This window comes from Tabrizicola sp., assembly GCF_016793705.1.
Lineage (GTDB): Bacteria > Pseudomonadota > Alphaproteobacteria > Rhodobacterales > Rhodobacteraceae > Tabrizicola.
Genome location: NZ_JAEULO010000041.1, coordinates 12,771 through 37,088, shown reverse-complemented (window position 1 = coordinate 37,088; position 24,318 = coordinate 12,771). Strand labels below are relative to the sequence as shown.

The 24,318-nt window shown below is 65.4% G+C and carries 18 protein-coding genes, 3 pseudogenes and 1 CRISPR repeat array; of the genes and pseudogenes, 9 read left to right on the top strand and 12 right to left on the bottom strand.

All coding sequences use genetic code 11. From position 1 onward, the window contains the following. Positions 1 to 61: 61 nt before the first annotated feature. On the bottom strand, positions 62 to 1,003 hold the full coding sequence (locus JNJ68_RS10330) for an ABC transporter substrate-binding protein (RefSeq protein WP_294982135.1): 942 nt from the start codon (positions 1,001 to 1,003) through the stop codon (positions 62 to 64). Positions 1,004 to 1,182: 179 nt separating this feature from the next. Between JNJ68_RS10330 and JNJ68_RS10325 the strand changes: the two genes are divergently transcribed. Continuing rightward, positions 1,183 to 1,884, top strand: coding sequence for a response regulator (locus JNJ68_RS10325; protein WP_294982134.1), 702 nt, complete (start codon positions 1,183 to 1,185; stop codon positions 1,882 to 1,884). Here JNJ68_RS10325 and JNJ68_RS10320 read toward each other — a convergent pair. Then, positions 1,865 to 4,729 carry an ATP-binding protein gene (locus JNJ68_RS10320; protein WP_294982133.1) on the bottom strand — a complete coding sequence of 955 codons (2,865 nt, stop codon included), beginning with the start codon at positions 4,727 to 4,729 and terminating at the stop codon, positions 1,865 to 1,867. The two genes, JNJ68_RS10325 and JNJ68_RS10320, sit on opposite strands and share 20 nt — an antisense overlap. 66 nt (positions 4,730 to 4,795) lie before the next feature. Here JNJ68_RS10320 and torT point away from each other — a divergent pair, with 66 nt between their 5' ends. After that, entirely contained in the window at positions 4,796 to 5,872 is a 1,077-nt protein-coding gene (gene torT / locus JNJ68_RS10315; protein ID WP_294982132.1) for a TMAO reductase system periplasmic protein TorT, read from the top strand. 166 nt (positions 5,873 to 6,038) lie between these two features. Here torT and JNJ68_RS10310 read toward each other — a convergent pair whose 3' ends face one another. The 6 genes from JNJ68_RS10310 to JNJ68_RS10285 form a co-directional block, all read right to left on the bottom strand. Continuing rightward, positions 6,039 to 6,758, bottom strand: a complete 720-nt coding sequence (locus JNJ68_RS10310) for a FadR/GntR family transcriptional regulator (protein ID WP_294982130.1) — start codon at positions 6,756 to 6,758, stop codon at positions 6,039 to 6,041. Between the two features lie 18 nt (positions 6,759 to 6,776). Next, positions 6,777 to 7,736, bottom strand: a complete 960-nt coding sequence (gene yjfF / locus JNJ68_RS10305) for a galactofuranose ABC transporter, permease protein YjfF (protein ID WP_294982128.1) — start codon at positions 7,734 to 7,736, stop codon at positions 6,777 to 6,779. Next, positions 7,733 to 8,773, bottom strand: a complete 1,041-nt coding sequence (locus JNJ68_RS10300; protein WP_294982126.1) for an ABC transporter permease — start codon at positions 8,771 to 8,773, stop codon at positions 7,733 to 7,735. The genes yjfF and JNJ68_RS10300 overlap by 4 nt, the downstream gene beginning before the upstream one ends. After that, the gene (locus JNJ68_RS10295; RefSeq protein ID WP_294982125.1) at positions 8,770 to 10,296 is read right to left on the bottom strand and encodes a sugar ABC transporter ATP-binding protein; all 1,527 of its coding nucleotides are present in this window, start codon (positions 10,294 to 10,296) and stop codon (positions 8,770 to 8,772) included. The genes JNJ68_RS10300 and JNJ68_RS10295 overlap by 4 nt, the downstream gene beginning before the upstream one ends. A 104-nt stretch (positions 10,297 to 10,400) precedes the next feature. Then, positions 10,401 to 11,372, bottom strand: a complete 972-nt coding sequence (ytfQ, locus tag JNJ68_RS10290) for a galactofuranose ABC transporter, galactofuranose-binding protein YtfQ (RefSeq protein WP_294982123.1) — start codon at positions 11,370 to 11,372, stop codon at positions 10,401 to 10,403. 394 nt (positions 11,373 to 11,766) lie between these two features. Beyond that, on the bottom strand, positions 11,767 to 12,450 hold the full coding sequence (locus tag JNJ68_RS10285) for a GntR family transcriptional regulator (protein WP_294982121.1): 684 nt from the start codon (positions 12,448 to 12,450) through the stop codon (positions 11,767 to 11,769). Positions 12,451 to 12,664: 214 nt separating this feature from the next. On the opposite strand from JNJ68_RS10285, the gene JNJ68_RS10280 reads away from it, so the two are divergent. The 6 genes from JNJ68_RS10280 to JNJ68_RS10255 all read left to right on the top strand — a co-directional run bounded on the left by JNJ68_RS10280 (position 12,665) and on the right by JNJ68_RS10255 (position 19,206). Continuing rightward, positions 12,665 to 13,858 carry a Xaa-Pro peptidase family protein gene (locus JNJ68_RS10280; RefSeq protein WP_294982119.1) on the top strand — a complete coding sequence of 398 codons (1,194 nt, stop codon included), beginning with the start codon at positions 12,665 to 12,667 and terminating at the stop codon, positions 13,856 to 13,858. Between the two features lie 80 nt (positions 13,859 to 13,938). Further along, positions 13,939 to 15,543, top strand: coding sequence for an ABC transporter substrate-binding protein (locus JNJ68_RS10275; RefSeq protein WP_294982117.1), 1,605 nt, complete (start codon positions 13,939 to 13,941; stop codon positions 15,541 to 15,543). A 74-nt stretch (positions 15,544 to 15,617) separates the two neighbouring features. Then, the gene (locus tag JNJ68_RS10270) at positions 15,618 to 16,625 is read left to right on the top strand and encodes an ABC transporter permease subunit (protein WP_294982115.1); all 1,008 of its coding nucleotides are present in this window, start codon (positions 15,618 to 15,620) and stop codon (positions 16,623 to 16,625) included. After that, the gene (locus JNJ68_RS10265; protein ID WP_294982113.1) at positions 16,622 to 17,524 is read left to right on the top strand and encodes an ABC transporter permease subunit; all 903 of its coding nucleotides are present in this window, start codon (positions 16,622 to 16,624) and stop codon (positions 17,522 to 17,524) included. The genes JNJ68_RS10270 and JNJ68_RS10265 overlap by 4 nt, the downstream gene beginning before the upstream one ends. 3 nt (positions 17,525 to 17,527) lie before the next feature. Next, a complete protein-coding gene (locus JNJ68_RS10260; protein ID WP_294982111.1) occupies positions 17,528 to 18,367 on the top strand; it encodes an ABC transporter ATP-binding protein in 840 nt (279 codons plus the stop codon). After that, positions 18,364 to 19,206 (top strand): dipeptide ABC transporter ATP-binding protein, encoded by an 843-nt coding sequence (locus JNJ68_RS10255; RefSeq protein WP_294982109.1) that lies wholly within the window; start codon positions 18,364 to 18,366, stop codon positions 19,204 to 19,206. Before JNJ68_RS10260 ends, JNJ68_RS10255 begins: the two co-directional genes overlap by 4 nt. A 633-nt stretch (positions 19,207 to 19,839) precedes the next feature. Beyond that, positions 19,840 to 20,267: a CRISPR direct-repeat array (repeat unit 32 nt; unit sequence GTTTCGATCCACGCTCCCGGATGGGGAGCGAC). Positions 20,268 to 20,310: 43 nt separating this feature from the next. Here the strand turns inward: JNJ68_RS10255 and JNJ68_RS19470 are convergent. After that, positions 20,311 to 20,559: pseudogene (locus tag JNJ68_RS19470) on the bottom strand (CRISPR-associated endonuclease Cas3''); the annotation flags it as partial. A 151-nt stretch (positions 20,560 to 20,710) separates the two neighbouring features. Here JNJ68_RS19470 and JNJ68_RS10250 point away from each other — a divergent pair. Then, positions 20,711 to 21,131: pseudogene (locus tag JNJ68_RS10250) on the top strand (IS5/IS1182 family transposase); the annotation flags it as partial. On the opposite strand, the pseudogene JNJ68_RS10245 reads toward JNJ68_RS10250, so the two are convergent. The 3 genes and pseudogenes from JNJ68_RS10245 to JNJ68_RS10235 form a co-directional block, all read right to left on the bottom strand. Continuing rightward, positions 21,130 to 21,556, bottom strand: a pseudogene (locus JNJ68_RS10245) (IS6 family transposase); the annotation flags it as partial. The pseudogenes JNJ68_RS10250 and JNJ68_RS10245 sit on opposite strands and share 2 nt — an antisense overlap. A 150-nt stretch (positions 21,557 to 21,706) precedes the next feature. After that, complete coding sequence (locus JNJ68_RS10240) at positions 21,707 to 23,209, bottom strand: ABC transporter permease subunit (RefSeq protein WP_294982108.1); 1,503 nt, start codon at positions 23,207 to 23,209, stop codon at positions 21,707 to 21,709. A gap of 2 nt (positions 23,210 to 23,211) precedes the next feature. Beyond that, entirely contained in the window at positions 23,212 to 24,258 is a 1,047-nt protein-coding gene (locus JNJ68_RS10235) for a betaine/proline/choline family ABC transporter ATP-binding protein (protein ID WP_294982106.1), read from the bottom strand. Positions 24,259 to 24,318: the final 60 nt, after the last annotated feature.

Sequence of the window (24,318 nt, the reverse complement as noted above, 5' to 3'; positions counted from 1 at the left end):
AGGGCCACCCGGTGGGTCCGGGTGGCAAGGTGCAGCCGTCACCCGAAGGCGAGGTCGGAGATCATTCGGTCCAAGGCTTCCAGACCGCCTCGTTCGCCTGCATCCATTCGGCGGCCGCGTCTTCGGGTTCCATACCGTCGACGTCCACCAGCTTGGCCATCTCGGCGATCTGGGCGTTGGTGAAGTTGACCTTTTGCAGCGCGGCATAGGCCTTGGGCCACTTGTCCTTCATCCCGTCCCAGGCGGCGATCTTCAGGTAGCCGTTGGCCGGGTTGCCGCAGTCGAAGGTCTTGTCGGGTATCGGCCCCTTGGCGGGGTCGGTATCGCAGCCCGCTTCCCAGGCCGGAAAATTGACGAATTCGCCTGGCCAGACGGCTTCGGCAAAGTTCGGGGTCCAGTTGAAGACCACGATTGGCGTCTTGTCCTTTTCCGCCGCCGCGATCTCGGCCCAGAGTGCTGCCGCCGAACCGGCGTTGACCACGGTGAAGTTCATCCCCAGGGCATCGACCTTTTCGGCGTCGTGCTTCAGCCAGTCCACCGGCCCTCCCAGGAAGCGGCCCTTTTCCCCGGTCTCCGGCGTGGCGAATTTGGCCGCGCAGTCGTTCAGCGCCTGCCAGTCGGGCAGACCGGGGCAGGCCTCTTTCGTCCACATCGGATACCACCAGTCCTCGCGCGTGATGGCCTGGTGGGTGGCGACATCCTCGATCCCGCCCTTTTCCAGCGCGGCATTGAACGACTTGCCGAAAGCGCCTTCCCAGACTTCCAGTTCCAGCGTGGCGTCGCCCAGTCGGATCGCCTCGTAGACGGCCTGGCTGTCGGTCGAGACATATTCCACCGAATTGCCCATGCCTTCGAACATCTGGCCGACGACGTTGGACATCACGATCTGGCTGGACCAGTTGTGGGTCGGGATGATGATCGGGTCCGAGGAATCCTCGGCCAGCACGGGGGCAGCAAGCGCCAAGGTCGCCGCGCCAAGAAGCAATCCAGTCAGTTTCTGCATGTGTTTCGATCCCTGTTGCGCGCGCCGGGCCCGGCGCGGAAGTTTCCCCGGAAAGTCGGTCGCTTTCCTGAGAGGGAAGGTTAGGGAAGGGTTGTGAACGTGTCAGACCCCTGCTGTGAACGGTCTGGAGAATCTTGTTACAAAATGTTAACAAGGCCTCGCCCCTCTTCGGAAGCTGCATGACCCCTGCCCCCCATATCGTCGTGATCGAGGATGACCCGGTGACCCGCACCGCATTGGGGGGGTATCTGGAAGGTTTCGGCTATCGCGTCACGGCCTGCGCCGGGGCCGAGGCGGCGGAGAAGGTGCTGGGACAGGAAACGCCGGATCTTCTGATCGTCGACATCAACCTCTCCGGCAAGGACGGGCTGGAGATCACCCGCGAACAGCGCGCCCGCTCCGAGGTGGGGATCATCCTTCTGTCGGGTCGTACCGATGACGTGGACCGGATCGTCGGGCTGGAGCTGGGGGCCGACGATTACGTCTGCAAACCCTTCAACCGGCGCGAGCTTCTGGCGCGGGTCAAGAACCTTTTGCGGCGCACGGCGGCGATGCGGCAGCTGTCGCGACGGATGGTGAATTTCGCGGGCTTCACTTTCGACACAGCCGCAAGGCATGTGACCGGGCCGGACGGGGCGACGATACAGCTGACGCGGGCGGAGTACGAGCTTCTGCGCACTTTCGTGCTGAACCCCGGGATCGTGCTGTCGCGCGACCGGCTGCTGGCCAGCATCACCCACCGGCAAAGCCTGACGGGGACGCGGACGGTGGATGTGATGGTGAAACGGCTGCGGGCGAAGTTCGGCGACGACCCGAAGGTCTCGCGCATCTTCGGCACCTCGCACGGAGAGGGCTACGTGTTCACTGCGCCGCTGTCCTGATGGCGGCCTCGTCCAGCGCCCGAAGCGAGCGGGTCAGGTCACGCTCGGCCAAGACTGCGGCCGCCAGAAGCGGCGCCACGGCCTCGGGTCCCGGCGCGGCGTCACGGCGGGTCAGCGCCGCAAGGATCGCCACCAGGTCCGGGAGCGCAAAGTTGCCGACCGCGCCCTTCAACTGGTGCGCGCGGCGGTCGACTTCCGCGGTTTTGCCCGCCTGCAAGGCCCCGGCCAGCGCCCGCACCTCGGGCTTCAGCCGGTCGAGCATCAGGCGCAAGAGATCGCGCGTCCGCGCAGCACCAAGATCGGCCAGCGTCTCACGCACCGCCGGGGCGATCCCGGCGCCGGAAAGCCGCGCCAGTGTCTCGGCCAGCGCCTCAGGGGTCAGGGGCTTGGCGACGACGGCATCCATTCCGGCGGCAAGGCAGGCGTCGCGATCCCTGGGCTGGGCATGGGCCGAAACGCCGATCACCGGCAGATGCGCGAGCCCTGGCAGACCGCGCAACCGCCGCGTCGTCTCGATCCCCGAAATGCCGGGCAGGCTTACGTCCATCAGCACAGCGTCGAAGGTCTGGCTGCCCAGCAGGTCCAGCGCGGCCTCGCCCGTCGCGGCGATCGTGGCCCGGTGGCCGAGGCCGGCCAGAAACCCCGACGCGACCTCCTGATTGACCGGGTGATCCTCAACCACCAGGACGGACAGGGGTGGCAGGTCCGGCACCGGTTGCGACCCGTCCACAGGCAAAGCCGCGCCACGGGCAAAAGGCAGCCGCAGCGTGAAGGTCGCCCCCTGCCCGCGCTGGCTGGCTACGCTCAGCGTGCCCCCCATCAGCTCGGCCAGACGGCGGCTGATCGTCAGGCCCAGGCCCGTCCCGCCATGCGTCCGCGCGGTCTGCGGGTCCTCTTGCTGGAAAGCATCGAAGATCCGCTCCAGCGCGGCCGACGCGATCCCCGGGCCGGTGTCGCTGACCGAAAAGTGCAGGGGCAGCGGGTCGGCATCCGGCGGGCCAAGCAGGGCGACCGCGATCCGCACTTCACCCTGATCGGTAAACTTCACCGCATTCGAGACAAGGTTGAACAGGATCTGCCGCAGCTTGCCCATATCGCCTTTCAAGGGCGGCAGCGGCGCTTCGGGCAGGCGCGTCACCAGCCGCAACCCCTTTTCCTCGGCCATCGGCTCCATCAGCCGCACGATATCGGCCAGCGCCTCGGCCAGATCGAAATCCACGATCTCTTCGGCTGTCTGGCCCTGTTCCAGCTTGGAGTAGTCGAGGATGCCGTTCAGCAGGCCCATCAGTCCCTTGCCCGAGGCCAGCGCCGCATCCAGCCGCGCCACCTGCTCCCGCGTCAGGCCGTCCTTCGGCAGGTTCCGCAACATGCCCAGGACACCGTTCATCGGGGTGCGGATTTCATGGCTCATCATCGCCAGGAATTCCGACTTCGCCTGGTCGGCCGCCTCGGCCCGGTCGCGGGCCGCGTCGTGCGCCGCCACCTCGCCCCGCAGGGCCTCGGTCTGTTCGTCCACCAGTTGCTGCAACTCGCTACGGTGGCGGCGCAGCTCTTCCAGGTGCCGCTCGCGCTCGGCCGCCAGTTCGCGGTTGGCGATGGCCTGCTGGCGGAAGACTTCGACCGCTCCCTCCATCCCGGCGATCTCGTCGGTGCCCGAGCGCCGGATTTCCTCGCCCGGTTCGCCCTCGGCCAGACCGGTCATCCGCCCCGACAGCGCATCCAGCCGCCGGATCAGGTTGCCCCGGACATAGAACCACAGCACCGCCGATGACAGCACCAGCGCCAACATGGTCGAAAAGGCGTAAAGGCTTTGCGTCGCGAGGATGGCAGCCTGCGCCGACTGGCCCGCCGTGACCGCATTGTCCTCGATCCGGTCCGCCAGAACCGCCGCTGCCGACTCCAGCTCCAGCGCCGCCTCGCGCAATTCGGTCTCGGCCTCGGCGATCCGGCCGGTCACGGCCAGCACCTGGGCCGCGTTCTCGAACAGGGCCGCCGTCTCCGGGGGAGAAGCGGGTGCTGCTCCGATCACCCGCAAAAGGACGCGCACACGCTCTGCCCGCCGCGGGTCCTGCACAGATGCGAGCCGCCGGGCGATCACCTTGACCCGCGCCTCCAACTCGTCGCGCAGCGATTGCAACTCGGGCTGCGACTGCACTCCTGCCACCCGGTTCAGCAGAAGCCCGACTTCGGAGGCATGCGACCGCAGCTCGAACATCAGCCCCATCTGGAAGAGGTCGACCTCGATCAGCTTGTCCAGCGTGTCCAGCCGCGTTTCGGGGTCCGTCGCATCCGTCCCGTCCATGCCGTAAAGGCTGGAGATCACGGCCGAGGCCCCCATCTCGGCATTGGCGACCAGCGTGTCGGCGATCTCGGTCAGCTCGACGGCGGCGGCAAGGCCATCCTGGAGCTGCACATCGCGCCGGGCGATCAGGCTGATCCGCTGCCGGACCAGCCGGTCGATGGCGGTCAGCGCCTGCCGCAGTCCGGCCTCGGCCGCCAGCGCATTGGCCAGCGCATCGTCGGGCAGGCCTTCCTGCCGCAGAAGCCGGGCCCTGAGCGCGTTCGCCTGGTCAAACAGGAAGGCCGCCCGCTCGGCCCGCTGCGCTTCTTCCGTCACCGCCGCCAGTTCGGGCGCGACCGCGACCACGCGGCTCGTCTCCTCGGCCACGCCCCGCACTTCGGAAATCGCCGGGATCGCCTCGGTCACAACGCGGGACTGGTTGGCGGCCACATCCTTCAGCTCGAACCAGCCCAGAATCCCGGTCGCTGCCGGAAAGCCCGCGATCAGCACGATGGCCATCAGCAGGCGTCCGCCGAGACTCGACTTGTAGCCGAAGTTCCGCAAGGCTCTCCCCCGGATGCCACAGGATGCCGGTCAGGCTATCACCGAATCCGCAAAGGGGGAGAGTGGATGCGCATCGCCTTCATGTCGGCGATCCTGGCCCTGGGGCTCGCCGGCGGCGCCGCGGCCGAAATCTGGAAGCTCGAAGCGCGCTCTGTTCCGTTCGACGATGCGAGTCCAGCGGTGCCGATCGACTACACGCCGCTGGATCACGCGGCAAAGCCCTGGCGGTTCTGCGTGCTTTACCCTCACTTGAAGGACGCCTACTGGCTGTCGGTCAACTACGGCATGGTCGAGGAGGCCCGCCGTCTGGGTGTCGCATTCGACGTGTTCGAGGCCGGGGGCTACCCCAACCTTGCGCGGCAGATCGAGCAACTGAAGGGCTGTGCCAGCGAAGAATTCGACGCAGTGATCGTGGGCACGGTCTCTTACGCGGGGCTGACGGCAGAGGTGGAGCGGATTGCGCGACTGAAGCCAGTGATCGCCGCGGTGAACGATATCGATGACAGTGGCATCACCGCCAAAGCCAGCGTCCCCTGGACCGAGATGGGCGCCGCCGCCGGGCGCTTCCTGGCGCAGCGCCATCCCAGGGGCAGCCCGCCCGTGACCGTCGCCTGGTTCCCCGGCCCGCAGGGCGCGGGCTGGGTCAGCTTCGTCGAGGCAGGTTTCCGTGCCGCCTTGGCTGACAGTTCCGCCCAGATCGTGATGACCCGCTTCGGCGACACCGGGACCGAGGAACAGGTCCTTCTGGTCGAAGAAGTTCTCGATGCGATGCCCGATATCGACTATCTGGTCGGCAGCGGCCCGATGGCCGAGGCGGCCGTTCCGATCCTGCGGGCCAGGGGTCTTGAAAGCGAGGTCGAGGTGGTCTCGACCTATCTCAGCCACGCCGTGTACCGTGGCGTGGTCCGCGGCCGGATTCTCGCCGCACCGACCGATTCGCCAGTGCTTCAGGGGCGGCTCTCCATCGAGATGGCCGTCCGCGCACTGGAAGACCGCTTGAGCACCCGCCACGCTGGACCGCGCATCTGGACTGTGACGCCCGTCACTGCCGGAAACGACGTGATCGAAGGATCGCTCGCCCCGGCGAGCTTTGTGCCCGTCTTTTCCCTGGAAGCGGGTCCTGTGCCCCTGAGAAGCCCTTAGAAGGACCCCGCAGATCGTTCGGGGTGCCGATTTGCCCGAGCGGCGGCCGCCGCTTGGCTTGACGCCACCGGATGCCCAAGCGAGTGCCCGCGTGTGGACAGGTTTCAGAATTACATGAAGTCAATGAGTTACGCGCTTTTAGTAGGAATTTGTTAGGGCTGCCTGCCTAACGCGTGAGGGCGGCCATACAGGTGGCGGCGGTATCTTCGTCCCCTCGCTCGATTGCCCGGATCAGGGCCTCATAGGCCGCGGCGCGGGGTTCGGCGAGGCCCTCGGGCGGAGCGGAACGGTCGTCGCCGAGTTGCGCAAGGACACTGACGGCAACGCCGAATTCAAGGATGGCCGAGGCAGCGCGCAGGAACGGGTTGCCGGAGGCCTCGGCCACGACGCGGTGGATTTCGAATTCGGCCATAGCAAAGGGCTCGGGCTGGAGGGACATCACGGCGCGCTGGTTCAGCCAGTAGTTCAGCAAGCGGACATGCTCGGCCTCGCGGTGCCGGGCGGCCAACCGCGCGGCCTGAACCTCCAGGCTTTCGCGGATGATCTGGAACGAGGCGAGGAAGGCGGGCGAGGGGCCGCTTTCCAGTTTCCAGGCGAGGATCTGCCGGTCGAAGAGGTTCCAGCGCGATTGCGGCAGGACGCGGGTGCCGACCTTGGCGCGAGCCTCGACGAGGCCCTTCGCTTCCAGCGTCTTCAGCGCCTCGCGCAAGACGGTGCGGGAGACGCCGAAGCGGTCCATCATCTCGGCATCGCCGGGCAGGCTGGAGCCGACGGGCATGTCACCGGAGACGATGGCGCGGCCGACCTCGTTGATGACGTAGGAATGGTAGTTCCGCGCCGCTGGCCGCCCGGAGAGCGTTCGGATCAGGCTCCCGGGTTCGCTCATCTTATCGGTCCAGGTCCCTTAGGTTCGTCGTGGTCCGGCCCGGAAGACCAGCCGTTGCAGCACGATGAACATAAACAAAAGCACGCCGACGACAATCTTGGTCCACCAGCTTGAGAGCGTGCCGTCGAAGACGATGTAGGTTTGCACCAATCCCTGCAGCATCACGCCGATGAAAGTGCCCGCGACGAAGCCGTAGCCGCCGGTCAGGAGCGTGCCGCCGATGACGACGGCGGCGATGGCGTCAAGCTCCACGCCGAGGGCGTTCAGCGAATATCCGGCGGAGGTGTAGAGCGAGAAGACCACCCCGGCGAGACCCGCGAGGAAGCTGGAGAGCGCGTAGATCGTGATCGTGGTGCGGGCGACGGGGACACCCATCAGGGCAGCGGAGGTTTCGGATCCGCCCAGCGCGTAGACGTTGGAGCCGAAGCGGGTGCGGTGGGCAAGGAGGATCGCCACGGCGAAGACGGCGAGCATGATCATTCCGACAACGGTCAGGCGACCGCCACCGGGAAGGAGGATGTAGCTTTTCTGGACGGCGGTGAAGAACGGATGCTCGATGCCGATAGAGTCGGGCGAGAGGACGGAAGCGCCGCCCCGGGCAAGGAACATGCCAGCGAGGGTAACGATGAAACTGGGAACGCGAAGGTAGTGGATCGCGGCCCCCATGACCGCCCCGAAGGCGGTGGCGACGATCAGAGCGACGGCGAAGGCGATGAGCGGGTGCAGGTTCAGCCACATGATCAGCACGGCGATCAGGACGGTGGTGAAGCCGATGACGGCTCCGACCGACAGGTCGATCCCGCCGGAGAGGATGACGAAGGTCATGCCCACGGCGGCGATGCCGAGGAAGGCGTTGTCGGTCAGGAAATTGCCGAGGACGCGGGTCGAGAGCATCGCGGGCTGCTGCGACACCGCAAGCATGTAGGCGAAGAGGAAGATCAGGGTCGTCGCCAGAAGCGGGCGCAGGCTGCGGGTCATTTTTGCGCTCCGGGCAGGCGGCGGAAGAGGCGGGCGGAGATGGGGGATTGCAGGACGAGGATGACGATGATCACGGCGGATTTGACGACCAGATTGAACTCGGGGGAGAAGCCCGAGATCAGGATGCCGGTATTCATCGCCTGGATGATCATCGCGCCGAGGACGGCCATGGGGATGGAGAAACGCCCGCCCATCAGGGAAGTGCCGCCGATGACGACGGCGAGGATCGCGTCAAGCTCCAGCCAGAGGCCCGCGTTGTTGGCGTCGGCACCACGGATGTCACCCGCCACGATCAGGCCGGAGATCGCGGCGCAGAAGCCCGCGAAGGTGTAGACGATCAGGAGCAGCGCCCCGGCGGAGAGTCCGGCAAAGCGGGCGGCAGAGCGGTTGACGCCGACCGCCTCGATCAGAAGGCCAAGCGCGGTGCGGCGGACGATCAGGGTGGCGAGGATCATCAGGAGGGCGGCGATGACCACGGGCATGGGGAAGCCGAGGAAGGAGCCGGTGCCGATGAAGATCAGCAGGGGATCGGAGAAGGTGACGATGTAGCCCTCGGTGATCAGCTGGGCGAGACCGCGCCCGGCGACCATCAGGACGAGGGTGGCGATGATCGGCTGGATTTCCAGCACGGTGACGAGGATGCCGTTCCAGAGGCCGCAGAGGAGGCCCGTTCCCAGCGCGGCGAAAACAGCGACGGGGGCCGGGACACCGGATGTGACGAGAGTTGCGGCGGTGGCGCCGCTGATCGCCATGACGGCGCCGACGGAAAGATCGACGCCCTTGGTGGCGATGACCATGGTCATGCCGATCGCAAGGATGGCGACCGGCGCGCCGCGGTTCAGCACGTCGATCAGGCTGCCGAAGAAGCGGCCGTCCTGCCAGGTGATAGTGAAGAAGCCGGGGAAGAGGAGCCAGTTGACGAGCAGCACGGCGGCAAGGGCGATGACCTGCGGTCGGGTGAAGAAGCTGGCGATGGGCCGCGCGCGGGGCATGGGGGGCTGGGTGGTCGGGCGAAGGTCCACGGTCGGGCGGGTCACGGGCGGGCCTCCTGGGGCTTTCCGGGCGCGGTTCCGGCGATGGCTCGGACGATGGCGTCGGGGGCGATGGTGTCGCCGTCAAGCTCGGCCACCATCTCGCGGTCGCGCATGACAACGATGCGGTTGGAATAGGCCACCACCTCGTCGAGTTCGGAGGAGATGACGAAGAGGGCTAGGCCCTCCTCGCGCAGGCGGTTGATGGTGCGGACGATCTCGGCATGGGCGCCGACGTCGATGCCGCGGGTGGGTTCGTCCAGGATCAGGAAGGTCGGGTCGATGGCCAGCCAGCGGGCGAGGATGACCTTCTGCTGGTTGCCGCCGGAGAGAAGCTTGACCGGCATGTCATGGTCGGCGGCGCGGATGTCCAGCGCCTCGGCATAGCGGCCAGCGAGTTCGATCTGGTCGTCGCGGTTCAGGGCGCGGAACCAGCCGAGCTTGGCTTGCAGGGCGATGATGATGTTCTCGCGGACGGAAAGGTCGCCGAAGATGCCGTCGATCTTGCGGTCCTCGGGGCAGAAGCCGAAACCGGCGGCGACGGCCTGGGCGGGGTTGCGGATGGTGACGGGCTGGCCGTCGACGCGGACCTGCCCACCGTCGCTGGTGTCGACGCCGAACATCAGGCGGGCAACCTCGGTCCGGCCGGAGCCGAGGAGACCCGCGACGCCGACGACCTCGCCTTCGTGGACGGCAAGGTCGAAGGGGGCCATGCCCTTGCGGCCGATCTGCTGGAATTCGACGCGGACCGCGCCCTTGGTGGCGCCGGACAGGGCGGAGGGGTGGTGTTCGAAGGCGACATCCTTGCCGAGCATCATGCGAACGACATCGGTGGTGTTGAGCGTGTCGAGCGCCTGGGTCGCAACTTTCTTGCCGTTGCGCAGGATGGTGACGCGGTCGGCCAACTCGAACACCTGGTCGAGGAAATGGGTGATGAAGATGATCGCCAGTCCCTTGGCCTTCAGCCCGCGGACCACGTCGAACAGGCGCTGAACCTCGTTGCGGTCGAGGCTGGCGGTGGGTTCGTCGAGGACGAGGACCTTGCCGGAGAGTTCGACGGCGCGGGCGATGGCGACGATTTGCTGGACGGCAACGGAATATTCGGAGAGGTCGGCGCGGACGTCGATGTCGAGGCCGTAGCGCGTGAGCAGGTCGCGCGCCTGGGCGTCGATCCGCTTGCGGTCAACGAGGCCGAAGCGGCTGGGCTGTCGGCCGAGGAAGAGGTTCTCCGAAACAGAACGGTTGGGGAGGAGGTTGACCTCCTGATACACGGTACCGATCCCGTAGGTCTGGCCGTGGAGCGGATCGCGCAGGTGGATGGGCTGGCCGTCGAGGAGGAGGTCGCCGCCGTCGGGCTGGTAGGCGCCGGTCAGGATCTTGATCAGGGTGGACTTGCCTGCGCCGTTTTCGCCGAGAAGAGCGTGAACCTCGCCAGCATTGGCGGCAAAGTCGACCTTGTCCAGGGCTCGGTGCTGGCCGAAGACCTTGACGATCCCGCGCGCCTCAAGAACTGGCTGTTCAACTGTCATGTCGGCTTCCCCCTGCCCCGCAACTGTCCGCCGAACCGGCGGATAAAGCAATTCCGCCGGACGGGGGTATGTGCCCCCGTCCGACGGCGCCCTGGCGAGGAAACCTAGTAGCCAAGGCCTTTGCGGCGGTCGTATTCACCCTGCGGATCGTCGGCGGAGGTGAAGAGCTTCGATTCCGTGATGATGAACTTCTCGGGTGCTGTGCCCGCGTCCCAATAGGCTTGCAGCGCGTCGAAGGCGGGGCCGGCCATGTTGGGGGTCAGCTCCACCGTGGCGTTGGCCTCGCCGGCGACCATGGCCGAGAAGATGTCCGGCACCGCGTCGATCGACACCACCAGGATGTCGCTGCCCGGTTTCAGGCCCGCGTCCTTGATCGCCTGGATCGCGCCCACGGCCATGTCGTCATTGTGGGCATAGACCGCGCAGATGTTCTTGCCGCCGTCTTCGGCCTTGATGAAGCCTTCCATGACCTCCTTGCCCTTGGACCGGGTGAAGTCGCCGGTCTGGCTGCGGATGATCGACAGGTTCGCATGGCCCGCGATGCCTTCTTCGAAGCCCTGCTTGCGGTTGATCGCAGGCGAGGAGCCGACGGTGCCCTGCAGCTCGACGATGTTGCAGGTCTTGTCGCCGACGGTCCCGACCAGCCATTCCCCGGCGACGCGGCCTTCTTTCACCTGGTCGGAAGCGACCGAAGTGAGATACAGGTCCTCCGGCCCCTCGATGCCGCGGTCCAGGAGGACGACGGGGATGTTGGCCTCCTTGGCTTCGGTCAGCACTTCTTCCCAGCCGGTGGCGACGACAGGGGCAACCAGGATCGCATCCACGCCTTGCGCGATGAAGCCGCGGATTGCCTTGATCTGGTTTTCCTGCTTCTGCTGGGCGTCGGCAAATTTCAGGTCGATGCCGCGTGCCTCGGCCTCGGCCTTGGTCACGGAGGTTTCGGCCGCACGCCAGCCGGATTCCGATCCGATCTGCGAAAAGCCGATGACCTTGCCCTGAAGACCTTCGGCATAAGCTGCAGAAAGCAACAAGCCAGCCAGTCCCGCGCCAAGCGCGAGAGTCTTGTAAACGTTCATGATTTCCTCCCGGTGAAAACTTGGGCCACTTTCCTCGCGTGGCTGAGATGAGGTTATCAAAAGTATTACTATATGCAAGATTTCCGTTCACGGAGGCGTGTATATCCTGCGGGCCATGCTGCAATTGCGCGGCGTTTGCAAGAAGCTGTTCTCTCTCAATACCTTCGGATGAGCCGAGCCCTGCCGCATCGCGGCAGAAGCGCTCAGCCTAAAGTCGACATGACGTCAAGGCACCTGACGGGGCAGCAGGTCCAGCCGGAATCAAGCCATGCCGAGAGGACCTGCTGCCCGTTCGGCGAATCAGGGAAGCGCCGGGTTTCGGTGGCAAAGACAGCGAAGCGGGGGCAGTGGTCCGCAGCACCCCAAGTTCCTCTGACAATACCTCGGCAGCCCGCTAAAGGGTCCCGCCGAATGCCGCCTGGATCTTCGCCAGATGCTCGCGCAGCATCGCATGGGCGCGACGGATATGCGCGGTGGTCAGTTCTGCCGCCGCATCGGCGTCGCCGCGCGCACAGGCCTCCAGAATCTCCAGATGTTCGGCATTGGCGCGGGCATGGCCTTCGGTCAGCAGAAGCTGCGCGCGAACATAGCGGTCAAGCCGATCCATCGCATTGGTCAACGTGCCCAGATGAAAGGGCAGGTTGCTGGCCCGATAAAGCGTCATGTGAAAGTCGCGGTTCAGATCGCCCCAGCGCGCCGGATCGTCGGTCGCGGAAAAGGCGTCACAGATGGCGCGGGCCTCGGCGATCACGGCGGGCGTCATATGCGGCACGGCGGCGCGGATCACATGGGCATCCATGATGCAGCGGAAATCGAAGATCTCGCTGGCCTCGGCGATGGACAGGCCGACCACGACCGCCCCCCTAAAACGGTGGTTCTTCACCAGCCCCTGCTGCTCCAGCATGGTGATCGCTTCGCGCACCGGAATCCGGCTGGTGTTGAACAGGCGCGCGATTTCATCCTGGCGGAGCGAGTCGCCATCCTTCAGTTCGCCCTCGATGATGGCCCGGCGCAGGGCCTCGAACACAAGCCCGCCGGCCGAGACGGTCCTTGAAATGTCGACACCTTTCAACGCCATGCCTGCCCCCAGCCGCACCCCATCGCTCTACCCAATATTGCCCGGATCGGAAAGAAGTTTGATATTGTATATAGGATCCAATCTGGTTTAGGTGGCACGGCGTTCCTGTGGGGGCAGGTCGCGCGCTCAGCGGTGACACGTCTCGTTCAAGGCGCTGACAGTCACGCCAAACTGCCACCCTGCACGTCGCCCGTGAACGGACAATGGAAGCTTGATGACCGATTTTGCCACCGCGCTTGACGCCTTCGGCCATGTCCAGGCGCAGCCCATCCAACCGGCAGAGCTGCGGGCGCGGGTATCGGGGCTTCAGGCGCGGATGGTCGGGGCGGGCATCAAGGCGGTCTGGCTGGATGCCTCGTCCTCGCTGACCTATTACACCGGACTGTCGTTGGGGCTGTCGGAACGGATTCATGGCGCGCTGGTTCCGGCGGATGGCTCGATGATCTATGTCTCGCCCCAGTTCGAGGCGCCGAAGCTGCGGACTCTCCTGCGCCTTCCCGGCGACATCGCGGTCTGGGAAGAACATGAAAACCCCTATGCGCTGATCGCGGCCCGTCTGGCGGGTTTCGACGCGCCGGGCGCGGGCTTTGCGCTGGACCCGGCGACGCCCTTTGTCTTCGCCTCGGCCCTGATGCAGGCCATCCAAGGCCCCGTAACCTTGGCCCAAGCGATGATCTCGGCGCAGCGGCAGGTGAAATCGCCTGCCGAGCTGGCGCTGATGCAGGCCGCGATGGACGCGAGCTTTCGGGTGCAGAAGGCGGTTCATGCCGGGTTGCGCGAAGGTATCTCGACGACCGAGGTTGCCCAGTTCATCTTGGCCGCGCATAGCGCCCTTGGGCTGAAGCCGCTGTTTGCCGCCGTGCAGTTCGGCGAGGCGACCGCCTATCCGCATGGCGTGCCGCATCCGCAGGTGCTGGTGGACGGCGATATGGTGCTTGTCGACATGGGCGGCACCTTGCAGGGCTACTCCTCCGACATCACCCGGACCTATGTGTTCGGCACCCCGACCCCCCGGCAGCGCGAGTTGTGGGAGCTGGAGCGGCAGGCGCAGGCCGCGGGTTTTGCGGCGGCCCGGATCGGCGCGACCTGCGCCTCGGTCGATGCGGCCGCGCGCAAGGTGTTTACCGATACAGGTTTCGGCCCCGGCTACCAGGTGCCCGGCCTGCCACACCGCACCGGGCATGGCCTGGGTCTGGATATCCACGAGGCGCCCTATATCGTGGGTGGCAACGACACCCCGCTTGAGGCGGGCATGTGCTTTTCCATCGAGCCGATGCTGTGCGTCTATGGCGAATGCGGTGTCCGGCTGGAAGACATCGTCTACATGACACACTCCGGCCCGCGCTGGTTTGTGCCCCCTGCCGAGCGGCTGGATGATCCATTCGGTGTGACAGAGATCGGGACCTAGCCGCGACGCAAGGTCTTGAAAAGTCCGGCCCATCTCAACCGGGTCGGCGCAGGCTACAACAGAGAGTGAAAGGACAAGACATGAAGATGATTACCCGTATGCTCGTTGCGGCATCGGCGCTGGCGATGACCTCCGCCATGCCCGCCCTTGCCAAGACCTTCGTCTATTGCTCGGAAGCGTCGCCCGAAGGCTTTGACCCTGCGCCCTATACCGCAGGCGGCACCTTCGACGCCTCGGCCCACCCGATCTACAACCGCCTGACCGAATTCAAGAAAGGCACGACCGAGGTCGAGCCGGGTCTGGCCGAAAGCTGGGAAGTTTCGGAAGACGGCACCGAATACACCTTCCACCTGCGCAAGGGCGTGAAGTGGCAGTCGAACGAGAAGTTCACCCCCACGCGTGACTTCAACGCCGACGACGTGATCTTTTCGTATGACCGTCAGGGCAATGCCGAGAACCCCTGGCACCAGTACATCCCGGGCATCACCTACGAATACTACACCTCGATGGCGATGCCGGACCTGATCAAGTCGATCGAGAAGATCGACGACTACACGGTGAAGTTCACCCTGAACACGCCAGAGGCGCCGTTCCTGGCGAACATCGCCATGCCCTTCGCCTCGATCGTGTCGAAGGAATATGCCGATGCGCTGGACGCCGCCGGTACGCGCGAGGATCTGAACAACATGCCGATCGGCACCGGCCCGTTCAAGTTCGTGGCCTATCAGAAGGACGCCGTGATCCGCTACACCAAGAACCCGGACTACTGGGGCACGGCGCCGATCATCGACGACCTGGTCTTCGCGATCACCCCGGACGCTGCCGTCCGCCTGCAGAAACTGAAGGCCGGCGAATGCCATCTGATGCCCTATCCGGCCCCCGCCGACATCGAAGGCATCAAGGCTGACGCCAGCCTGAAGCTGGACGAGCAGGCCGGCCTGAACGTGGGTTATCTGGCCTACAACACCACCATGCCGCCCTTCGACAATCCGAAGGTCCGCAAGGCGCTGAACATGGCGATAAACAAGCAGGCCATCGTGGATGCGGTGTTCCAGGGCGCGGCCGAACCGGCGAAGAACCCGATCCCGCCGACCATGTGGTCCTACAACGACGCCATCGTCGATGACGCCTATGACCCCGAAGCCGCCAAGGCCATGCTGGCCGAAGCCGGGGTGACTGACCTGTCGATGAAGATCTGGGCGATGCCGGTGCAGCGCCCCTACATGCCGAACGCCAAGCGCACGGCAGAACTGATGCAGGAAGACCTGTCGAAGGTCGGCGTCAAGGTCGAGATCGTCAGCTACGAATGGGGCGAATACCTGGCCAAATCCATGGAACCGGGCCGTGACGGCGCGGTGATCCTGGGCTGGACCGGCGACAACGGCGACCCGGACAACTTCCTGTCCGTGCTGCTGTCCTGCGATTCCGCCGGTGACGGTGGGGCGAACCGTGCCTTCTGGTGCAACGAGGATTTCTCCAAGCTCTTGAAGGACGCCAAGATCACTGCCGACCCGGCCGAGCGCACCGCGCTTTACGAGCAGGCACAGGTGATCTTCAAGGATCAGGCGCCCTGGTTTACCATCGCCCACTCGACCCAGTATGTGCCGATGTCAGCCAAGGTCTCGGGCTTCGTGATGAGCCCGCTGGGTGACTTCACCTTCGAAACCGTGGATATCGCCGAGTAATCGGCTTTCTCTGACAAAACCGGGCGCGCGGGGGGCGATGGGTTCCCCGCGCGCTCTCTATAGGAACGAGGCGCATGATCAGGTTCATCCTCTCCAAGCTCTTGTATCTGGTGCCGACCTTCCTCGGCATCACCATCATCGCCTTCAGTTTCGTGCGCATCCTGCCCGGCGATCCTGTGCTGCTGATGGCGGGTGAGCGGGGCGTCACCCCCGAGCGGCACGCGGAGCTGACCGCGCAACTCGGCTATGACAAGCCGGTGGTGCTGCAGTATTTCGACTTTCTGGGGCGGTTGTTCCACGGCGATTTCGGCAACTCGCTGGTGACGAAGAAGCCCGTCCTGACCGAATTCCTGACCCTGTTCCCGGCAACGGTCGAGCTGGGTCTTTGCGCCATCATCATTGCCACGCTGATCGGCGTGCCGGTCGGGGTTCTGGCCGCCATCAAGCGCGGCAGCTGGTTCGACCAGATTTCCATGACCACCGCGCTGATCGGGTTTTCGATGCCGATCTTCTGGTGGGGGCTGCTCTTGATCATCCTCTTCTCCGGCATCCTGGGCTGGACGCCGGTATCGGGGCGGATCGACCTGTTGTATTACTTTCCCGATGTCACCGGCTTCATGCTGATCGACAGCCTTCTGTCGGGGCAGAAGGGGGCGTTCACTTCGGCGCTTTCGCACCTGATCCTGCCCTCGGTCGTGCTGGCGACGATCCCGCTGGCGGTGATCGCCCGGCAGACCCGGTCCGCGATGCTGGAGGTGATGGGCGAGGACTATGTCCGCACCGCCCGCGCCAAGGGGATGCCCCCGTCACGCGTGATCGGCATCCATGCGCTGAGGAACGCCATGATCCCGGTCATCACCACCATCGGCTTGCAGATCGGTGTTCTCATGGCCGGGGCGATCCTGACCGAGACGATCTTCTCCTGGCCCGGCATCGGCAAATGGATGATCGATTCGATTTCGCGCCGCGACTATCCGGTGGTGCAGTCCGGCCTGTTGCTCATCGCCGGTCTGGTGATGCTGGTGAACCTGCTGGTCGACCTGACCTATGGCCTGATCAACCCGAGGATCCGCAACACATGACCGACGCAACCGTCAAACTTTCGGATGCCGCCATCCGCCGCCGGATGCTGGCCGAGTTCTGGTTCTACTTCAGCCAGAACCGGGGCGCGGTGCTTGGGCTGATCGTCTTCATCCTTCTGGTGCTGGTCGCGGTCTTTGCCGGGCTATTGTCCCCGCATGACCCGACGGTGCAATACCGCGATGCCCTGCTGGTCCCCCCGATGTGGGAGGAAAAGGGGCGCGCGGCCTATATCCTCGGCACCGATGCCGTCGGGCGGGACATGCTGTCGCGGCTGATCTACGGCGCGCAGTATTCGCTGTTCATCGGCATCGTCGTCGTGTCCATCGCGCTGGTCGGCGGCATCGTCATCGGCCTTCTCGCCGGTTTCTTCGGCGGCTGGGTGGATACCGTCATCATGCGGGTGATGGACGTGATCCTCGCCTTCCCATCCCTTCTTCTAGCACTGGTGCTGGTTGCGGTGCTTGGGCCGGGGCTGACCAATGCGATGATCGCCATCGCCATCGTCTACCAGCCGCATTTCGCCCGGCTGACCCGCGCCGCCGTGATGAGCGAGATGAAGCGTGAATATGTCACCGCCGCCCGTGTTGCCGGGGCGGGCAACCTGCGGCTGATGTTCAGGACCATCCTGCCCAACTGCCTGGCGCCCCTGATCGTGCAGGCGACGCTGTCGTTCTCCTCCGCCGTGCTCGACTCCGCCGCGCTTGGCTTTCTTGGCATGGGCGCGCAACCGCCCGCGCCGGAATGGGGCACCATGTTGGCCGAGGCACGCGAGTTCATCCTGTCCGCGTGGTGGGTCGTGACCTTCCCCGGCCTCGCCATTCTGGTCTCGGTGCTGGCGATCAACCTGATGGGCGACGGGCTGCGCGACGCCCTTGACCCGAAACTGAAGCGGAGCTGACAGATGGCGCTTCTGAACATCCGCAACCTTACGGTCAAATTCGCCACCGCCACCGGCAGCTTCACCGCCGTGGACGGGATCGACGTCTCGGTCGACAAGGGCGAGGTGCTGGCCATCGTCGGCGAAAGCGGCTCGGGCAAGTCGGTCTCGATGCTGGCGGTGATGGGCCTCCTGCCCGACACCGCCACCATCACCGCCGACGAGATGACCTATGACGGTCAGGATATCTCGAACATGACGGCGGTGCAGCGGCGCAAGCTGATCGGGCGCGAGATCACGATGATCTTCCAGGAACCCGTCGCCTCGTTGAACCCCAGCTTCACCACCGGCTTCCAGATCGAGGAGGTGCTGCGGCTGAACCTGGGCATGTCCCGGCGCGAGGCCCATGCCCGAGCGCTGGAACTTTATCGCGCCGTCGGCATCCCCGAGCCGGAGGAAAAGCTGAAGGCCTATCCGCACCAGATGTCGGGCGGGCAGTGCCAGCGGGTGATGATCGCCATGGCCATCGCCTCGAACCCGCGCCTCTTGATCGCGGACGAGCCGACCACGGCGCTCGATGTGACGATCCAGAAGCAGATCCTCGACCTGTTGATGAAACTTCAGGAAGATTACGGCATGGCCCTGATCCTGATCACGCATGACATGGGCGTGGTGGCCGAGACCGCCGACCGCGTGGTGGTGCAGTACAAGGGCAAGAAGATGGAAGAGGCCGACGTGCTGTCGCTGTTCGAAAACCCGCAGCATCCCTATACCCGCGCACTTCTTTCGGCCCTGCCCGAGAATGCCACCGGCGACCGGCTGCCCACCGTATCCGACTTCTTCACGCAGGAGGCCGCGCGATGACTGCCGTTGTCGAAGGGAAGGCCATCGTGCAGGACTATCACGTCCCCGGCGGCATGTTCGCCCGCGCCAGGAGCGTCCGCGCCCTGAAGGGCGTGGATTTCAGGGTCGAGAAGGGCAAGACACTGGCCATCGTCGGCGAATCCGGCTCGGGCAAGTCCACTCTGGCCCGGGTGATCGCCCTGATCGACGCCCCCACCGGCGGCGAGTTGCGGATCGAGGGCAAGCCCGTCGATATCCGCGCGCACCGCCCGGGGCCGGACATGCGGTCGAAGGTGCAGATGGTGTTCCAGAACCCCTATGGCAGCCTGAACCCGCGCCAGAAGATCGGCAATGTGCTGATGGAGCCCTTGGCGATCAACACCAATGTCCCCGCCGCCGAGCAGCGTGAGCGGGCCGAGGCGATGCTGGCCAAGGTCGGGTTGCAACCCGAACACTTCAACCGCTATCCGCATATGTTCTCGGGCGGGCAGCGCCAGCGCATCGCCATCGCACGGGCGCTGATGCTGAACCCCTCGCTTCTGGTGCTTGACGAACCCGTCTCGGCGCTGGACCTGTCGGTGCAGGCGCAGGTTCTGAACCTCTTGGCCGATCTTCAGGACGAGTTCGGCCTGACCTATGTCTTTGTCAGCCATGACCTGTCCGTCGTGCGCTACATTGCGGACGAGGTGATGGTGATCTCGAAGGGCGAGGCGGTGGAACAGGGTACGCGGGAAGAGGTTTTTGCCAACCCGACCCATCCCTATACCCGCCAGCTTTTCGCTGCGACCCCGGTGACGGATGTGGCTGCCATCCGCACAAGGGTAGAGCGCCGACGCCTTGCGCGGGCCGGGGTACAATAGCTCCCGACCAGGTGCTGTCAGACGAATGCGAACCAGTTTGCGTTACCCCTGCCCCGTCGTTCGGTCAGGCAGCGAAAAGGCCGCGCCACCCGGCGAGAGCGGCGATGCGGATTTCTTTGTGGGCCTTGCATGGGTCTGCCCGGATTTTGCAGAGAGCGTTTGATCATGCCAGAAGGCCGATCGGGTACCCTGCCCACCGCAGGCGGTCTCCTCTGACGGCACCCTTTGGTTTTATGTGGCGCTATAGTCTCGATTTTCACCGGGGGTCGACCGAGACACCCTGCTGCCGGGCTTCGGTCACGCGTTGGGGAAATCGTGCCTGACCCGGGTAGGCGGTGACGCCACCGTTTTCGATGAGAGCGACGTTACCCGCGACATCCGAAGCGCGACCGTCTGTTGCATAGAAGTCGCCGTGCACCTGAATGGTTGCCGCAAGCGCGGAGATTAGGCATGCGACATCGGCTATCTCTGGTCGCTTTGGCGTGGGCCGGAAACCTGCAAGCGGCCTTTTGTGCGTGATGCCCGCAATGTTCTAAGTCGCTATTCCAAGGCATTTCACCGGGCAACCTGCCTGCAATGCTGGCAGCCCGACCGTGCTGTTCAGAACGATACCCGGGCGCGCCGTTACATCCGGTTTCGATCCACGCTCCCGGATGGGGAGCGACAAGTCTATGGGTCACTGACCGAGGGGCTTCGAGCGTTTCGATCCACGCTCCCGGATGGGGAGCGACTTGTCCACGACCTTGACGTTGGCACCCATCAGAGTGTTTCGATCCACGCTCCCGGATGGGGAGCGACCAGTGGCGCTGACGCCTCCTGCGCAGACGCGATGTTTCGATCCACGCTCCCGGATGGGGAGCGACGAACCACCCTTCGCTGGTCGGCAACCAGGCGAACGTTTCGATCCACGCTCCCGGATGGGGAGCGACCGGAACAGGACGCGCTCGTGGCGCGTCGTGTGACGTTTCGATCCACGCTCCCGGATGGGGAGCGACCGGTCTGCTTGTCCGCAGCCTCTGCGCCCGAAAAGTTTCGATCCACGCTCCCGGAGGCCAGCAACTGTGCGGCATGGGGCATCGGTCCGGCACGACCGAGCAGCAGGTGCGCCCCGGCGGTGGAATGGTCGACCGCGGTCTTGTCGCCGCTCAACCGCCACTGGAAGGCGGGATCGTACTTGCCGAAGTCATGAAACCGCGCTGCGATGCTCGCGCACAGCGGCAGACCCAGCCTCTCGCCCGCCGTCGCCGCTCGCGCGGCGGTTCCCTCCAGATGTTCAAGAAGCGTTTGCCAGTCGCTGCCATCCTCGGACCTTCCAGAATGGGCGAAAAAGGTGTCTTGCCGTGCATTCTGCATTCTCGAATCCAGCCCTGTGGTCTCTGCATCCACCCGGAATCACGGGAATGCAGCGACGTTAAGGGGGGGCCTTTGCTGCCACAATCTCAGATTGCCTGAATGCTGATGCCGCTTTTCAGTTCTCCCAGTCCGGGAAGCGCCGACCCTTCGGATGGACTCAGTCGGTTTGATACTAGCCGCGCGTGATCAGACAGAGCGGCCGAAGCCGCTCTTCCCCAAGACCCATGGCAGGCCGCAGGTGGATGACCGGCGCGTCCTGTGCGGAGTCATAGACCGCAATGGGTTGCGGTGGTGCGATGCATCGGGGAAGCGTGGCCCTCCGAAGACGCTCAACAATCGTTGGAAACGGTGGGGCGACATGGATGTCTTCACCCGGATGATGGAAGGCCTGGCCACCAAAGGCGGCGAGCAGAAAACCATCATGATTGCCGCGACCTATCTGAAGGCGCACCGCACAGCTTCGAGCCTTCGGGCGAAAAAGAGGGGCCGGACGATCAGCGCGGGCGTCCGATCGGGCGCAGGGCGGGTTGAACACCAAGCTGCACGTCACCGACGTCAAGGGGCGTCCGCTGACCGGAGCCGATCCGTCATGATCGTTTCGGGCTCACCGTGGCGCTTCATCGATTTCTTCAGAAACTTAAGGGCCGCCTTGCGATCACGGGTCTTGGTGACGATGCTTTCCAGCACCTCGCCCTCATGATCCACAGCCCGCCAGAGGTAGTGCGTCACCCTGTTGAGCTTCACGTGAGCTCGTCCAGGTGCCAGAGGCGATGCTCGCGTATGGCCTCGACCCAGTTGCCCCTGATCTCGCGGCAAACATCGGCCCGAACCTGTTCCACCCGTACTGCAGGGTCTCGTGGCTGACCTCGATGCCGCGCTCGTGCAGAAGGTCCTCGACGTTGCGAAGCGACAGCGGGAATCGGACGTAGAGCATCACGTCCAAGTGGATGATCTCAGGGCTCGTCTTAAAGTAACGGAAAGGGGAGGGTTTGGTTATCTCGGCAGGCTGGCGGGGCGCCCTGCCCCACCGAAAGCCGGTTTGCCGTGACAGGTCCGCGCGTTGGTTTCCGCCCGAAGTTTCTCGGCAGTGAGCCGGCCGAGAAGCACATATCTTTCAGCCGGTCGCCGGTCTTGCCAATGCGGTAGATTATGTCCAACTGCGTCCTTGGACGATGCGGTCAAGCACGATGGCGCACAATAGGATCGCCATCCCGGCCAGAATCCCCTGCCCCACCGCCGCATATTGCAGGGCCGATAGCACATCCTCGCCCAAGCCCTTGGCGCCGATCAACGAGGCGATGACGACCATGGAGAGGCACATCAACAGTGTCTGGTTCACCCCGGTCATGATCGAGGGCATGGCCAGCGGCAGATCGACCTTGAACAGCAGGAACCGACGTGAGGCACCGAAGGCTGTGGCGGCCTCGCGCACGGTCTCCGGCACGTTCGCGATGCCAAGCGCGGTCAGGCGGATCACCGGCGGCATGCCGAAGATCAGCGTCGCGATGATGCCAGGCGGCTTGCCGATGCCGAAAAAGGCGATGACAGGGATCAGGTAGACGAAGGCCGGCATGGTCTGCATGAAATCCAGCACCGGTCGCATCGCGCTGTAGACGCGCGGCTTGCGGCCGCACCAGACCCCAAGCGGAATGCCGATCGCCACGCAAAGCGCCGCGGCAGTGCCAAGAAGCGCCACGGTGGCCATGCTTTTCTCCCAAAAGCCCAGCACGGCCAGATAGGCCAGCGCCGCAGCGGCGAAGTTTGCCACGCGCGGACCGGCGACCTGCCAGGAAATCGCCAGGACCGCGATCATCACGATGGGCCAGGGCGTGGCGACCAGCGCGATCTCCATCAGGTTCAGGACGGCGTTGATCGCGCCGGTGATGCCGGTGAACAGCCAGGCGAGGTTGTCGGCCAGCGACGAGACTCCGGCGTCGATCGCGCGCGACAGGTCGCTGCGCAGGTCGGTCGCGGCCGGGAAGGACACCAGCCAGTCGGGCGGCGCGGGCGCGGCGAAGCGGTAGACGGCCAGCGGCAGGCAGACCGCCGGCAACAGGGCCGCGAAGGCCAGCCGCAGCGGCGGCAGGCCATGCGGCAGCGCCGGCAGGGCGCGCCAGCGGCGGTAGCGGGCGGCAAGCAGGGCGGTGCCGAACAGCGCGCACAGCCCGTGCACGGCCAGGCCCAGCGCCGCACCACCCGCGATGAAGGCGGGCGCCCGCAGCCTTGCGGCATCGGCGGTGGCGCGCGCCTGGTCGGCGGCCTGCGCGATGGCCTGGGCCGAGGTCTTCATGCTTTCGCCCAGGCTGTCGCCGCTGGCAATCGCGGCCTCGGCGGCGACCATCCGCTCGGCCGCCTGCTGGGCCAGCCGGTCGGCCCGCGCGATCGCGTCGCTGCCCAGATCGCCCAGAAGGCCGATGCCGATCAGGACGACGGCCAGCATGTCGGCCAAGAAGGCGAACCAGAACACGCCCCAAAGTGCGCGCGCCGCCAGCCAGACCGGCCCCAGGATCCCCGCCCAGAGGTTGGGCACCACGGCGCGCCCGCCGCTTTGGTCGATCCGCGCGAAGGCGGCGCCGTAATAGGCGGCGCCGCGGCCAAGGAATTGCGCGAGGCCCGGGCCGAACGGATTGGGGGTCGGCGTTTCAGTCATGGCTAGGGCTCTTTCTGGATGCTGCGCAGAAGGCGGGTCCGGTCGATCACGCCGGCCGGCCGGCCGTCGTCCTGCACGACCAGCGGCGCCTCGCTGGCCTGGGCAAGCGTGATCAGCTGGGCAAGCGTCATGCCCGGCCTTGCCGCTGGCGCGCCATTCAGATCGGCGCCGGGATTGCGGGAAAGGTATTCTGCCAGGGGTTCCATGATCCGGTGCGCGTGAACGACATGCAGGCGCGAGATATGTGCCACGAAATCGGCGACATAGCTGTCCGCGGGTTCGGCCACGATCTGTTCGGGCGTGCCGGTCTGGACGATCACCCCGTCCTTCATGATCGCGATGCGCGTGCCGATGCGGATCGCCTCGTCCAGGTCATGGGTGATGAAGACGGTAGTCTTGCCGATCTCGCGCGAGAGGGACAGGAACTGGTCCTGCAACTGCCGCCGGATCAATGGGTCGAGCGCCGAGAAGGGTTCGTCCATCAGAAGGATAGGCGGGTCGGCGGCAAGCGCCCGGGCCAACCCGACACGCTGCTGCATGCCGCCCGAGAGGCTGGCGGGCAGCCGGTCGCCCCAGCCCGAGAGATCGACCCGCGCCAGCGCCGCCTCGGCCAGGGCATGTCTTTCGCGGAGGGGGGCGCCTTGAATCTCAAGCGGCAGCGAGACATTCTCGCGTACGGTCCGGTGCGGCAAGAGGCCAAAATTCTGGAAGACCATGCCGATGCGCCGCGCCCGCAGGTCGCGCAGCTCGGCAGGGGATTTGGCAAGGATGTCCTCGCCCTCGATCAGCACCCGGCCGGCCGAGGGTTCCAGCAGCCGGTTGATATGGCGCACCAGCGTGGACTTGCCCGATCCCGACAGGCCCATGACGCAGAAGATCTCGCCCCGGCCGACCGACAGCGAGGCATTCGAGACGCCAAGGATGCAGTTGAACCGCTCGAATATCTGGGCCTTGGGCATACCGGCGCGGGCGGCGGCAAGTGCCTGGTCGGCATGGGGGCCGAAGACCTTCCAGACGCGTTCAAGCGTGATCACCGCCGCTTCTGTCATTCAGACTTCATCCTAGCCTTGTAGGGGAAAGGGGCGCGGCGGCCGCTGGGACCGCCGCAT